11 protein-coding genes are annotated in these 12506 nt (G+C 64.3%); 2 read left to right on the top strand and 9 right to left on the bottom strand.

Annotation, left to right across the window (positions count from 1 at the left end):
- Positions 1-121: 121 nt before the first annotated feature.
- Positions 122-553, top strand: coding sequence for a TerB family tellurite resistance protein (locus tag NKJ18_RS06225; protein WP_352757969.1), 432 nt, complete (start codon positions 122-124; stop codon positions 551-553).
- A gap of 115 nt (positions 554-668) precedes the next feature.
- On the opposite strand, the gene NKJ18_RS06220 is transcribed toward NKJ18_RS06225, so the two are convergent.
- The 5 genes from NKJ18_RS06220 to NKJ18_RS06200 all read right to left on the bottom strand — a co-directional run bounded on the left by NKJ18_RS06220 (position 669) and on the right by NKJ18_RS06200 (position 7232).
- Positions 669-2291 (bottom strand): ABC transporter ATP-binding protein, encoded by a 1623-nt coding sequence (locus tag NKJ18_RS06220; protein ID WP_352520522.1) that lies wholly within the window; start codon positions 2289-2291, stop codon positions 669-671.
- Positions 2288-3157 (bottom strand): ABC transporter permease, encoded by an 870-nt coding sequence (locus NKJ18_RS06215; RefSeq protein WP_023691037.1) that lies wholly within the window; start codon positions 3155-3157, stop codon positions 2288-2290. The genes NKJ18_RS06220 and NKJ18_RS06215 overlap by 4 nt, the downstream gene beginning before the upstream one ends.
- Positions 3154-4101 carry an ABC transporter permease gene (locus tag NKJ18_RS06210; RefSeq protein WP_352757968.1) on the bottom strand — a complete coding sequence of 316 codons (948 nt, stop codon included), beginning with the start codon at positions 4099-4101 and terminating at the stop codon, positions 3154-3156. Before NKJ18_RS06210 ends, NKJ18_RS06215 begins: the two co-directional genes overlap by 4 nt.
- A gap of 253 nt (positions 4102-4354) precedes the next feature.
- The gene (locus NKJ18_RS06205) at positions 4355-5830 is read right to left on the bottom strand and encodes an ABC transporter substrate-binding protein (RefSeq protein ID WP_352757967.1); all 1476 of its coding nucleotides are present in this window, start codon (positions 5828-5830) and stop codon (positions 4355-4357) included.
- 121 nt (positions 5831-5951) lie between these two features.
- A complete protein-coding gene (locus NKJ18_RS06200; protein WP_352711547.1) occupies positions 5952-7232 on the bottom strand; it encodes an acetylornithine deacetylase/succinyl-diaminopimelate desuccinylase family protein in 1281 nt (426 codons plus the stop codon).
- A 223-nt stretch (positions 7233-7455) separates the two neighbouring features.
- Here NKJ18_RS06200 and NKJ18_RS06195 point away from each other — a divergent pair, with 223 nt between their 5' ends.
- Positions 7456-7887, top strand: a complete 432-nt coding sequence (locus tag NKJ18_RS06195; RefSeq protein WP_023681747.1) for a L,D-transpeptidase — start codon at positions 7456-7458, stop codon at positions 7885-7887.
- A gap of 13 nt (positions 7888-7900) precedes the next feature.
- On the opposite strand, the gene NKJ18_RS06190 is transcribed toward NKJ18_RS06195, so the two are convergent.
- The 4 genes from NKJ18_RS06190 to NKJ18_RS06175 are packed head-to-tail and all read right to left on the bottom strand — an operon-like array spanning position 7901 to position 12482.
- Entirely contained in the window at positions 7901-8908 is a 1008-nt protein-coding gene (locus tag NKJ18_RS06190; RefSeq protein WP_031201841.1) for a lipid A biosynthesis lauroyl acyltransferase, read from the bottom strand.
- A 4-nt stretch (positions 8909-8912) separates the two neighbouring features.
- Entirely contained in the window at positions 8913-9941 is a 1029-nt protein-coding gene (locus tag NKJ18_RS06185; RefSeq protein WP_023681745.1) for a zinc-binding dehydrogenase, read from the bottom strand.
- A 36-nt stretch (positions 9942-9977) separates the two neighbouring features.
- Positions 9978-11249, bottom strand: coding sequence for a beta-ketoacyl-ACP synthase (locus NKJ18_RS06180; RefSeq protein WP_023714370.1), 1272 nt, complete (start codon positions 11247-11249; stop codon positions 9978-9980).
- A 42-nt stretch (positions 11250-11291) separates the two neighbouring features.
- Positions 11292-12482 (bottom strand): beta-ketoacyl-ACP synthase, encoded by a 1191-nt coding sequence (locus NKJ18_RS06175; RefSeq protein WP_023681743.1) that lies wholly within the window; start codon positions 12480-12482, stop codon positions 11292-11294.
- Between the last annotated feature and the right edge of the window lie 24 nt (positions 12483-12506).

Genomic DNA, 12506 nt, shown 5'->3' with positions numbered 1-12506 from the left:
TTCCGCGCTACGTCCATCCAAGCGCGTTGCGCTTGGATTTCCTGTGGTGCATGTCATTATCTCAGTACCGCTGCGCAGTTTTGGGTCATGTGCGCTGGGCGGGCTCGGGAAAGGGACACTGTTGGCGATGGCATTGCTCGAACAGATACGCTCGATCTTCGATGGTGACCCCGGCGTGCGCAAGGTTGCCGACGACCCTGTGCTGTCGGCGGAACTCTTGATGCTGTTTCGCATGATCCTGGCCGACGGCTCGGTTTCGGAGAGCGAGATGGTCGCCTTCCGGCGCATCTGCAAGGACGCCTTCGGCATCCCGGAAACCAGCATCGACGCGGTCATCGAATATCTCAATGATTTCGGCTACGAGACCAACGGTTCGCAAGCCATTGCGCTGTTCCGCGATCTCGATGTCGAACGGCGCAAGTTGCTGGCGCTCCACATGGCGGAGATCGCCAAAGCCGATTCCAAACTGGCCGAGAGCGAAGTGCGGCTGTTGCGCCGCACGCTCGATTTGCTCGACATCAGCCCGGTCGATGTGGTGAAGCCGGAGGAGTGAGGCAGACCAGGGGCAACGGCCGCCCAGCCGGGTCCCCGCTGCTTCGCAGCGCCCCAGCGTTCGTGACCTTTCATCGTGCCACTGGCACGATGAATTCGCTGCGCGAACCGGTCACTCACCCCTGTTCCTGCATACGGTGAGCGATCGCCCGATGCAGATCGGGCGCAGCCGCGACCAGCGCCCTGGCCGCCTCCGACTGCGGATGATCGAGCACGTCACCGGTCTTGCCGCGCTCGACGATCCTGCCGTCATGCATGACCAGCACCTCATCGGTGATGGCGCGGGCGACGGTCAAATCGTGAGTGATGAAGAGATAGGCGATGCCGAGCTTCTGGTTGAGCTCTGCGAACAGATCGAGGATCTGGGCGCGGATCGAGACGTCGAGCGCCGAGACCGGCTCGTCGGCGACGACCAGCTTCGGCCTGGTGATGATGGCGCGGGCGATCGACAGGCGCTGGCGCTGGCCGCCGGAAAACTCATGCGGATATTTGTCCATGTCGCTGGTGCCGAGGCCGACCTCGTGCAGTGCGTGCGCCACCATCTCCCGCCGCTCGGCCGGTGACGGCTTCGTCTCCAGTACATGCAGCGGCTCGGCGACCAGTTTTACGACCTTCTGGCGCGGGTCGAAAGAGCCGTAGGGATCCTGGAACACCACCTGCATGTCGCGCCGCGCGGCTTTGAGCTCCGCCTCGCTTTTGCCGGTTATGGTCTCGCCGCGAAAGCGGATCGTTCCCGATGTCGATTTGTCGAGCGCCAGGATCATGCGGGCAAGCGTTGACTTGCCGCAGCCGGAGCGGCCGACCAGCGCCACCGATTGGCCCGGCGCCAGCGACAAGGACACGTCGTCGACGGCGCGGATCGGAGCCGCTGACTTGAACAGGGAGGTGCGCCGGCCCGGATAGTCCCGTGTCACGCCTTCGACCTCAAGCAGCGGTTTGCCCTGGCCGGCGGCGTGAACCTTGGCGCGCGCGGGCACGTGCATGGAGGCCAGCGCCAGCTGGCGCGTGTAGGGATGCAGCTGTTCCGACAGCGTGCGTGCGGTGTCGCCGGCTTCCATCACCTCGCCATGGCGCAGGATGGTGATGCGGTCGGCCATTTCGGTGACGACCGCGAGATCGTGCGAGATCAACAGCAGGCCCATTCGGTTTTCGCTGACAAGGCCGCGCAAGAGGTCGAGGATCTGCGCCTGCAGCACCACGTCGAGCGCCGTGGTCGGCTCGTCGGCGATGAGCAGCTTGGGTTTCAATGCGCAGGCAATGGCGATGACGACGCGCTGGCGCTGGCCGCCCGACAGTTCGTGCGGATAGCGCGACAGCGGGAATTTGGCCTCCGGCAGGCCAACGCGGTCGAGCATTTTGCGCGCGCGGTCTTCGGCGTCGGCACGGCTTGCCCTAGTGTGCCAGCGTATGCCTTCGGCGACCTGCTCGCCGATGGTCTTGACGGGGTTGAGCGCCGTCATCGGCTCCTGGAACACCATGCCGATGTCGTCCCCACGCAGCGCGCACATCTGGTCCTCGGTTGCGGCCAGAATATCGATGCCGTCGAAGGTCACGCGGCCGGTGGCGCGCGCCGCATGCGGCAGAAGCTGCATGATGGTCAGCGCCGTCATCGATTTGCCGGAACCGGATTCACCGACCAGGCCCATCACCTCGCCGGGCGCGACGGAGAGCTCGACCCCTTTCAGGATCGGCGTGTCGCCGATCGCCAGCGACAGGTTCTCGATCTGCAGCAGGCTCATCGCTGCCGCCGCGATTTCGGGTCGAGTATGTCGGCGATGCCGTCGCCGAGCAGATTGAGCCCAAGCACGGTGATGACGATGGCCATGCCGGGGAAGATGGCCATCCACGGCGCCACCACCATGCGCGTCTGGGCGTCGAACAGCATGCGGCCCCAGCTCGGCATTGGCGGCTGGGCGCCGAGGCCGACATAGGAGAGACCGGCTTCGGCCAAAATGCCGAGCGCGAACTGGATGGTGCCTTGCACCAGAAGCAGCGTGGCGATGTTGGGCAGCACGTGCTCGATTGTAATCTGCGTCTTGCTCTTGCCGGCGGCGCGCGCGGCGAGAATGAATTCGCGTGGCCAGATCGCCAGCGCGCCGGCGCGGGCGACGCGCGCAAACACCGGGATGTTGAAGATGCCGATGGCGATGATGGCGTTGATGGCGCCCGGTCCGAAGATGGCGGTGATCATGATCGCCGACAAAAGCGCCGGGAAGGCGAAGACAAGGTCGTTCAGCCGCATCAGCGCCTCGTCGACGAACCCGCCGCGCGCCGCGGCGAAGGCGCCGAGCGGCACGCCGACGCCCATGCCGATGCCGACCGCGACCAGCGCCACGGCGATCGAGTTGCGGGCGCCGACCATGATCATCGACAGGATGTCGCGGCCGAAATGATCGGTGCCGAACCAGTGCGCCGCAGAGGGCGCGAGCGTCTTGTCCGAGATCACCAGTTTGGTCACGTCGTAGGGCGTCCAGACGTAGGAGATGACCGCTATTGCAGCCACCAGCACCGTGATGGCGAAGCCGATGAGGAAGGAGCGGTTGCGGAAGGCCTTGGCCAGAATGCTGCCCAACGTCTCCTGCGGGATGTCGATGTGCAGCGTCATTGCCGGCCTCGAAGGCGCGGATCGACGATGGCGTAGGAGACGTCGACGACGAGGTTGACGGCAATGACGGCGACGACCAGCAGCATGACGATGCTTTCGACGACGATCAGGTCGCGCTGGGTGATCGCCTGGAACACCAGCCGTCCGAGGCCGGGGAGATAAAAGACGTTCTCGATGATGATGGTGCCGGCGAGCAGGAAGGCGAATTGCAGGCCCAGAATGGTCAGAACCGGGATCATCGCGTTGCGCAGCGCGTGCCGCCATAGTACGGCACGATAGGGCAGGCCCTTGGCGCGGGCGGTGCGGATATAATCCTCGTTCAGCACCTCGAGCAGCGCGGAGCGGGCAACGCGCGCCAGGATCGCCGCCTGCGGCAGCGCAAGTGCTACGGCCGGCAGCAGCAGCGATTTCAGCGCCGGCCAGACACCGGCGCTCCAGCCGGGAAAGCCGCCGGCCGGCACCAGCCGCAGCCAGACGGCAAAGAGGTAGATCAGCATCAGCGCGAACCAGAAGTTCGGGATGGCGACGCCGAGTTGGGCGGCGCCCATGGCAATCGTGTCACCGGCCCCCCCGCGCCGGCTGGCGGAATAGAGCCCGACCGGGATGGCAATGATGGTGGACAGCGCCAGCGCGATCAGCGCCAGCGGCAGGGAAACCGCCATGCGCTCGCGGACAAGGTCGATGACCGGCACTGAATAAGTGTAGGAGCGGCCGAAATCGAGGCTGAGCAGACCGCCGACCCAATGAAGGTAGCGCAGGAGAAGCGGCGCGTTGAGGCCCATCTGGTTGCGCAGGAGTTCGACCTGCTCGGCGCTGGCGTTGAGGCCCAGCATCAGCCGCGCCGGGTCGCCGGGCAGGATTTCGAGCACGGCGAAGACGACCATCGAGGCCAGGATCAAGGTTGCGATCGCGATGGCGAGGCGTTTGAGGAGGTAGGGGGTCATTGCGGCGGGAATGGTGCGTTGCCAAGTGCGATGACTGAGCAAAGGCAGCGTTCTGTCACACCCCCCTCTGTCCTACCGGACATCTCCCCCTCAAGGGGGGAGATCAGCAGTTTCAGCGCCGGGCTTTCCTTTGCGGCGCTGGCAATTGGCGAAAGCAGAGATGAGAGCGCAATCTCCCCCCTTGAGGGGGAGATGCCCGGCAGGGCAGAGGGGGGTGTGACGGAGCGCAAACGCCGCCCTTTGGCCCGCCGCCTCAATTCGCCCACTTCACCTTGGTCAGGTCATTCGCCTGGATCGGGGCGTTTTCCCACAGGCCCTGCAGCTTGGCGTCCCAGACGCCGACCTTCGGCAGTTCATAGAGGAACCCCACCACGGCGTCGTCGGCCAGGATCTTCTGTGCTTCGCCGAGCAGCGTGTTGCGCTTGGCGTCGTCGGAGGTGAGGTTCAGCTCGGCGATGATCTTGTCGAAGGCGGGGTTGTCGTAGTTGAAGTAGTAGTCCTTGCGCGAGTAGATATCGATGTCGTTGGGCTCGGTGTGGGAGACGATGGTCAGGTCGTAATCCTTCTTGGTGAACACCTGATCCAGCCACTGCGCCCATTCGACCGGAATGATTTCCAGGTCGATGCCGACGTCGCGCAGCTGCGAGGCGATGATCTCGCCGCCAAGCCGTGCATAGGAAGGCGGCGGCAGTTTCAGCGTCGCCTTGATTCCGTTTTCGAAGCCGGCTTGCTTCAGCAGCTCCTTGGCCTTGTCGACATTGTGCGGGTACAGGCCGGTGAGGTCGACATAGGCCTTGCTGGCGGGCGACATGTGCGAGCCGATCGGCACGCCGAGGCCGGCCGAGGCGCCGTCGATGATCGCCTTGCGGTCGAGCGCGAAGGCAATTGCCTGCCGCACCTCGAGCTTGTCGAAAGGCGGCTTCTTGTTGTTGATCGCCAGAATGGTCTCGCCCTCAGTCGAGCCGATCACCACCTTGAAGCGCGGATCGTCCTTGACCTGCGCGACGCTGTCGGGATCGAAGAAAGGGAAAGCCTGGATGTCGCCGGAGAGCAGCGCCGGCACGGCGGCGGCGGCGTCGGGAACGATGCGGAATTCGGCCTTGTCGAGGGATACCGGAGCGCCCCAGTAGTTGTCGGATTTGACCAGCGTGATCGACGAGCCCTTGGCCCAGCTCTGGAATTTGAACGGGCCGGTGCCGATGGGCTTTTCCTTGTTGGTGTCGGCGCTCTCCGGCGCCACGATCACCGCGTCGCCCCAGCCCAGATTGTAGAGGAACGACCCCTGCGGGTTCTTCAGCGTCACCTTGACCGTTGTCGGATCGACGACTTCGACCGTATCGATGGCGGCGAACAGGGCCTTTTGCGCGTTTACGGAATTGTCGGCACGGGCGCGGTCGAGCGAGAACTTCACGTCGCCGGCGTCGAAATCGCTGCCGTCATGGAATTTGACGCCGGTGTGCAGCTTGAAGGTGTAGACCTTGCCATCGTCGGAAATGGCCCAGCTCTCGGCAAGGTCGGGCAGCACTTCGCCATTCGGGCCGATGCGGGTCAGGCCCTCGAAGACGTTGGCGTAGAGCACTTCGTCGATCGCCGCGGCAGCACCGGCGGTCGGATCGAGATGCGGCGGCTCGAGCGGAATGCCGATCACCAGGTCGGTGCGTGCGGCAAATGCCTGACTGCCGGCCAGTGCCAGCACCGTGGCGGCAAGAATGGTTTTCCACAATTTCATCGTGCAACTCCCAAATGCTCGAACCCTGATGCGATAGAAGCGTGATTTCGAGGTGGAGTAAATTGCGTTTCGTGCTCCGCAGCGGCGCGGGGAGGAATGTTTTTTCAGCGAAGCCGATGGTTCAGTCCGCGGCCGTGCCCCTGAGCAGCACATTCAGCCCGATCGCCATCACCTTGGCCGACTCCACCATATCAGAGATACCGACCCATTCGTCGGGCCGGTGGGCGAGGTCCAAAATGCCCGGGCCATAGGCGATGCAATCATAGATGTGGCCGATGCGGGCGATGTGCTTCTGGTCGTAAGTGCCTGGTGAAATGACATAATCCGGCTCACGGTCGAAGATCGCCATGATGCCTTGCGCCACCGCCTTGACCACCGGCGCGTCGCGCTCGGTCATCAGCGGCAGCACCTCCATCAGGTCGCGAATCTCGTAGTCGAACTTTTTGCGCTCGCGCTTCAGCCGGTCGAGGATATCGGTCACCTCGCTCTTGACCGTGGCAAGGTCTTCCTCGAGCAGGAAGCGGCGATCGATGGTAAGCCGGCAGGCGTCGGGCACGTTGGGTGAGGGCAGGCCGGGGCGGAAATCCTCGGTCTGGCCGCCATGGATCGAGTTGATGTTCATGGTCGAGCGCTTTGCGCCTTCGGGCACGACAGGCATGCGCGTCACCTTGCGATCGAGCGCCGGAAACAGTTCATCCTCGAAGGCCTGCAGCACGGCGCCCATATGGCGCACCGCATTGTCGCCGAGGAACGGCATCGAGCCATGCGCGATCTCGCCCTTGGTCTCGATCTCCGCCCACCAGACGCCGCGATGGCCAAGACAGATGCGGTCCTTGTTCAGCGGCTCGGGGATGATGACGTGGTCGACCTTGGGTTTCGAGAAATAGCCAAGCTTCGCCAGATGGGCGACGCCGCCGAAGCCGCCGGACTCTTCATCGACGGTGCCGGAGATTTCGATGGCGCCAGGAAAGTCGGGGAATACCTCCATGAAGGCTTCCGCCGCGATGATCGAGGCGGCCATGCCCCCTTTCATGTCGCAGGCGCCGCGGCCGTAGACCTTGCCGTCCTTCACCACCCCGGCAAAGGGATCGACGCTCCAGCCTTCGCCGGCTTCGACCACATCGATGTGCGAGTTGAAATGGACGCAGGCCCCAGGCGAGCGGCCGTCGAAGCGGGCGACGACATTGACGCGGGGATAGCGGTCGGTGTCGCCGGGCGTGCCTTCGGCGCGGATGAATTCGGTTTCGAAGCCAAGCCTGCCTAGGCGCGCACCGATATATTCGGCGCAGGGGCGATAGGCTTCGCCGGGCGGGTTGATGGTCGGGAAGCGGATCAGGTCGGCGGTCAGTGCGACCAGGTCATCAACACGGGCGTCTATCGCTTTGAAGAGTCGTTCGCTCATTCCCGGATTTGAGCAGGCAAGGGGGTGGTTTTGCAAGCATCGCGCCACTGGCGCCGAAACTTCGTGTCGCAGCGGCAACTATGGCGGGAAAATCGTTCAAATTCGCTGCTTTAGATTGGCGAATTTATCAAGGAGTGTGTGTTAGATCACTCACCTGTCGTTAAAAAGATGAAAAACCGCGTGATGACAGGGCAGGCAAGGGGCATCAAAGGGGTTTGATCTCATGACTAAAATCGTTCTCATGGCAGCTGCTTTTGCTGCGATGCTGTTCGGCACGTCCATCGAAAGCAGGGCTGCCTCGCTGGTGGCCAGCATCGACGTCTCGTCGCAGACCATGACCGTCAGCCAATACGGCCAGGTGCTTTATCGCTGGAGCGTGTCGACCGCGCGCAGCGGCTATTTCACGCCGCGCGGCACCTATCGGCCGCAACGCACGGCGCGGATGTGGTATTCGAAAAAATACCACATGTCGCCAATGCCTTACTCGGTGTTCTTCCATGGCGGCTACGCCATCCACGGCACCGGCGCGGTCAGGCAGCTAGGGCGTCCGGCATCGCATGGCTGCGTGCGGCTGCACACCGCCAATGCCGCGATGTTCTATGCGATGGTGCGCGAAGTCGGCTTCGGCAATACGCGGATCGTTGTGACGAACTGAGGCTTTCGACGACTTAAGATTGACGCTGCCCCTGGCCGGTGGCGTTGGCCTGTCCGCGCCGGCGGCGACGCCGGCCTGAGATTTCCCACCTTTTGTGGAACCACATCCACTGTCCCGGATCCTCGCGCACCCAGCGCTCGACCACGTCGGCGAGCAGTTGGGTGGTGGCCGCGACATCGACGCTGCCGCTTTCATTGCGCGGCAAGGTCAGCTTGTCCTCGATCTCGAGGCGGAAGCGGTTGCCAGGCAGCCGCACACATCGCGCCGGATAGACGTCGCAATCATAGTGACGGGCGAGCATGCCCAGAACCGGATTGCTCTGGCATGGGCGGTTAAAGAAGATTGTCTCCAGTCCGCTGGAGAATTTCTGGTCGACCAGCACGCCGATATTGCCGCCTTTCTCCAGAATCGACGCCAGCGCGAAGGAGGCGCCGGTCGAAGACGGCAGCAAGGCGCCCATGCTCGAACGCCGCGTCGAATGGATATAATCGGCGAGGTAAGGATTGTTCGGCGGACGAAACAGCGCCGTGATCTTCATGCCGAACGTCGCGGCAGCCACCGGCAGCAGTTCGAAATTGCCGAGATGGCCGGTGAACAGGATATGCGGCTTGTCCTCGCCAGCTATCTGATGGAAATGATCGGCGCCGCCAACTTCGACGCGGCCGGGCGTCGCTGCGTTCGGATCATAGTCGAAGAGCGCATCGAGAAAGATGTATTCGGCGGCGAGCCGGGCCATGTTGCCCCACATGTCGGAGGCGATGGCCTCGATCTCGGCATCGCTCTTTTCGGGATAGGCAAGGCGCAGATTGTTGACGGCGACGCGGTGGCGCCCGACACGGGGGCCGATGCGGCGGGCCGCGCGGTCGGCGAAATTGAGCGCCTTGTCGGCGGGCAAGAGGCGCAGCAGCGAGATGATCGTCATCGCCGCGCGCGCCACCAGCCAGTGCTCCATCTGGCGCAGTCTTCGGCCATAGCGGAACATGAAGTCCCGGCGGGCTTTCTTGAACACCTTGCCGGCCATTGTCCTAGGAAACGCGCAGGATGATCTTGCCGAACACGTCGCGGCCTTCCATGCGCTTCAACGCGGCGTCGATGCCGTCGAAGCCGACCTCGGTGTCGATGACAGGTGCTACCTGTCCCGCCGCCATCTTCTGCATGGCGTTGGCCATGTTCTCCATGCGGCAGCCGAAGGACCCGAGCAGCTTCAGCTGCTGCTGGAACAGCTGCATCAGATTGATCTGCGTCGACACGCCGGAGGTCGAGCCGCAGGTGACCAGGCGGCCGCCGCGCTTGAGGCACAGCATCGAGGCGGCAAAGGTGTCGGCGCCGACATGCTCGAAGACGACGTCGACGCCCTTCTTCCTGGTGAGCTTGCGCACGACGCCTTCGAAACGGTCGTCGCGGTAGTTGATGACATGGTCGGCGCCGAGCGCCTTGGCCTTGTCGATCTTGTCGTTGGAGCCGACCGTGGTGATGATGGTGCAACCCATGCGCCTGGCCAGCTGGATCGCCGCCGAGCCGATGCCGGAGCCGCCGGCATGGATGAGGATGGTTTCGCCGGGCTGCAGCTTGGCATTGTCGAACAGCATGTGCTCGACGGTGCCGAAGGTGACGGGGGCGACAGCCGCGCCGACATCGGTCACGCCGGGAGGAGCAGGGACCAGCAGGCGCGCCGGCAGGTTGATCTTCTCCTGGGCAAAGCCATCGAGATGGAAGCCGTGGACGCCCGAGACATGTTCGCAGAGATTGTCGCGGCCTTCGCGGCAGGCGCGGCAAAGGCCGCAGGTGCGCGCGCCATAGATCGATACCAATTGTCCGGGCAGCAGGCTGGAGACGCCGGGGCCGACAGCTTCGACCTCGCCGGAGGCTTCGGCGCCGACGACCAGCGGCAGCTTACGCTTGGCGAAGGCCATGCCACGCCAGCCCCAGACGTCGATATGGTTCAGCGCCACCGCCTTGATGCGCAGCGTGACTTCGCCCAATGCGGGGGGCGGCGGGGGCGGCAGGTCCACCGTTTCAAGACGGCGGTCCTCGATAAGTTGCAGTGCGCGCATGGGGCCTGTCAGTTCAGTCTGGCTGAAAAAGGTCGCTTAGACCGGTTCCCGCGCCATGACAAGGCAAGTGTTCTGGCCGCCGAAGCCGAACGAGTTCGAGAGCACGGTGCCGACTTCGGCATTGCGCTTCTTGTTGGGCACCACGTCGAGCACGATTGCCGGGTCGGGATTGTCGTAGTTGATGGTCGGCGGAATCACGCTTTCGCGCATGGTCATCAGCGAAAACGCCGCTTCGACAGCACCCGCCGCCGACAGCGTGTGGCCGATCATCGACTTGTTCGACGAGACCGGCATCGAGCCGATGCGATCGCCGAACACGGTCGACAGCGACAGATGCTCCATCTTGTCGTTTTCCGGTGTCGAGGTGCCGTGAGCGTTGACGTAGTCGATCTCGTCCTTGCTCAAGCCGGCATCGGCAAGGGCGGCGCGGACTGCTGCGATCGCCGGCGAACCGTCGGGCTTGGAACGGGTGCGATGGAAATCGTCGGCCTTTTCACCGCAGCCGCGCAGGATGCCGAGAACGCTGGCGCCCCGAGCAAGGGCTGCCTCAAGCGATTCCAGCACCAGAGCGCCGGAGCCTTCGGCCAGCACAAAGCCGTCGCGGTCCTTGGAGAAGGGTTTTGACGCCTTTTCAGGGATGTCATTGTGGGTCGACAGCGCCGAGAGCAACGAAAAGCGGATCAGCGCCTCGGCGGTTGCCGAACCGTCGGCGCCGATGGACAGCGCCCGGTCGCATTCGCCGCGGCGGATCGCTTCGACGCCGAGCTGGATGGCGGTGGCGCCCGAAGCGCAGGCCGTCGACAGCGTGATCGGCAGGCCGCGCGTGCCAAAGCGGTCGGCCAGCCGGTCGGCGATCGCGCCGAACTGCGTGCTTGCGAACGTATCCGTTTCCTTCAGCCCGCGCGCCACCCTGAGCAGCCTTTCGGCGCCGGCGCCTTTGGCGTCGGAATTGTAGAGCGCGAAGCGATCCTGCCAGTCGAGTTCGACCGGCGGCGAGGCGAGGAACAGAGGCCCGCCAAAATCAGAGGAATCGAGGCCGGATTCGGCCGCCGCCTCATTCGCGGCGGTTTCGGCCAGCTCGTAGGTCAGCAGGCTGGCGCCTTTCGAGCTTGAGTCGAGGAAATCGACCATACCGGAGATGCGGGTGTTGAGGTGGTCGACGGGAAAGCGGGTGATCGGGTGGATGCCCGATTTGCCGGAGGTCAGTGCCGCCCAATTGTCTGCCTTGCCGACGCCGAGCGAGGTTACCACGCCGATGCCGGTGACGGCGACGATCGGCCTGCCCATGTGATCTCTGAGATTGGCCATCCGGAACCTCTTAACTTTGCAGCATGATCGCGCAGCGCTGCTTCAAGCAGCGTTGACCAGCGCCATGCCCTCGAATTGGTGATAGCCGATCGCCGTTGCGAGCACGGTTTCGGGAATGCCTTCGAACGGCTTCTCGGCCGCGGCGTCGAATACGGGGTAGGCGGCCTTGCGGTCGACGGCCAGGGCGGCGAGGGCGACCGCGAATGGAAACTGCGCTTCCTTCATATGCCCGGTCAGCGTGGCGAAGCCGCGCGCCGATATCGCCGGATTGGCATCCAGCGCTGACTTTTCGGCTGACGTCGCGGTATGCGCCCCGGAGGCGCCCGACAGGGCCAGCAACTTGCCGTTCGGGAGAGCCGCCTGTTTGAGCAATGCCGCGATCTCGGCGTCAAGCTCGCCGCGCGAGCGCCGGGCGCGGCCTGAGACGACCGGTCCGAGCTCGGCATAGATTTTCCGCCCACGGCTTTGCGCGTGTTCGCGCTGCTCCAGCACCAGGAAGGCGCCACCGGAGCCGGAGACCAGGCCGCCGCCCTCGGCGCCCTGTCTCTGCCAGACCGGCTTCCATGGGCCGCGATGCAGATAACCGGCCAATTCATAGCCGAGCAGCATGTCGGAATGTTCGGTCTGGAAGGCGCCGCCGACCAGTATGTGCGTCGACTGTCCGGAGCGGATGCGCGCGGCGGCGGTCTCGACGGCCGCGACGCCGGCACCTTCCTCGCCCATGAAGGTCCTCGACGACCCCGTCACCTTGTGGACGATGGAGATGTTGCCGGCGAGCAAATTGGAGAGCTGGGCCAGGAAAAGGGTCGGCCGCAATTCGGTGGTCAGTTTCTCGTTGAGCAGCACGTCGCGGTCGTTGCGGCTCTCGGACGCTGCGAGGATGGCGGCATCGACCGCCTCGTCCCGCTCGCCGCCGCCGGCGGCCACCACCATGTCCATCGTCGTGCAGAGATCGTCATTGCCCTTGATGCCGGCGTCATCCAGCGCCATGCCGGCGGCATAGGTGCCCAGCCTCTGCCAGGTTTCCATCTGCCGCTGGTCGCCGCGCTTGGCGATCTGCAGGTTCCAGTCGATCTCCGGCAGGGGATGCACGGTGTAGGGCGCAAAGCGTGCGGATTCGAGCACCGGCTGCAGGCCCGGCTGCGCCAGCTTCTGCCAGTGGGTATCCGGACCCTCTCCCAGCGAGGAGACAAGGCCGATACCGGTGATGACGACGTCGCGAGGGCTGCTCATGAGCGGCTTTGTGGGTCAGGCGGC

Origin of the sequence: Mesorhizobium sp. M0217, assembly GCF_040321955.1 — a bacterium.
Lineage (GTDB): Bacteria > Pseudomonadota > Alphaproteobacteria > Rhizobiales > Rhizobiaceae > Mesorhizobium.
This window is presented reverse-complemented; position numbering and strand designations above follow the sequence as displayed.

Coding starts and splice junctions, on each gene's coding strand:
- NKJ18_RS06220 (WP_352520522.1), bottom strand. CDS start 2,291: ATGAGCCTGCTGCAGATCGAGAACCTGTCGCTGGCGATCGGCGACACG.
- NKJ18_RS06215 (WP_023691037.1), bottom strand. CDS start 3,157: ATGACGCTGCACATCGACATCCCGCAGGAGACGTTGGGCAGCATTCTG.
- NKJ18_RS06210 (WP_352757968.1), bottom strand. CDS start 4,101: ATGACCCCCTACCTCCTCAAACGCCTCGCCATCGCGATCGCAACCTTG.
- NKJ18_RS06205 (WP_352757967.1), bottom strand. CDS start 5,830: ATGAAATTGTGGAAAACCATTCTTGCCGCCACGGTGCTGGCACTGGCC.
- NKJ18_RS06200 (WP_352711547.1), bottom strand. CDS start 7,232: ATGAGCGAACGACTCTTCAAAGCGATAGACGCCCGTGTTGATGACCTG.
- NKJ18_RS06195 (WP_023681747.1), top strand. CDS start 7,456: ATGACTAAAATCGTTCTCATGGCAGCTGCTTTTGCTGCGATGCTGTTC.
- NKJ18_RS06190 (WP_031201841.1), bottom strand. CDS start 8,908: ATGGCCGGCAAGGTGTTCAAGAAAGCCCGCCGGGACTTCATGTTCCGC.
- NKJ18_RS06185 (WP_023681745.1), bottom strand. CDS start 9,941: ATGCGCGCACTGCAACTTATCGAGGACCGCCGTCTTGAAACGGTGGAC.
- NKJ18_RS06180 (WP_023714370.1), bottom strand. CDS start 11,249: ATGGCCAATCTCAGAGATCACATGGGCAGGCCGATCGTCGCCGTCACC.
- NKJ18_RS06175 (WP_023681743.1), bottom strand. CDS start 12,482: ATGAGCAGCCCTCGCGACGTCGTCATCACCGGTATCGGCCTTGTCTCC.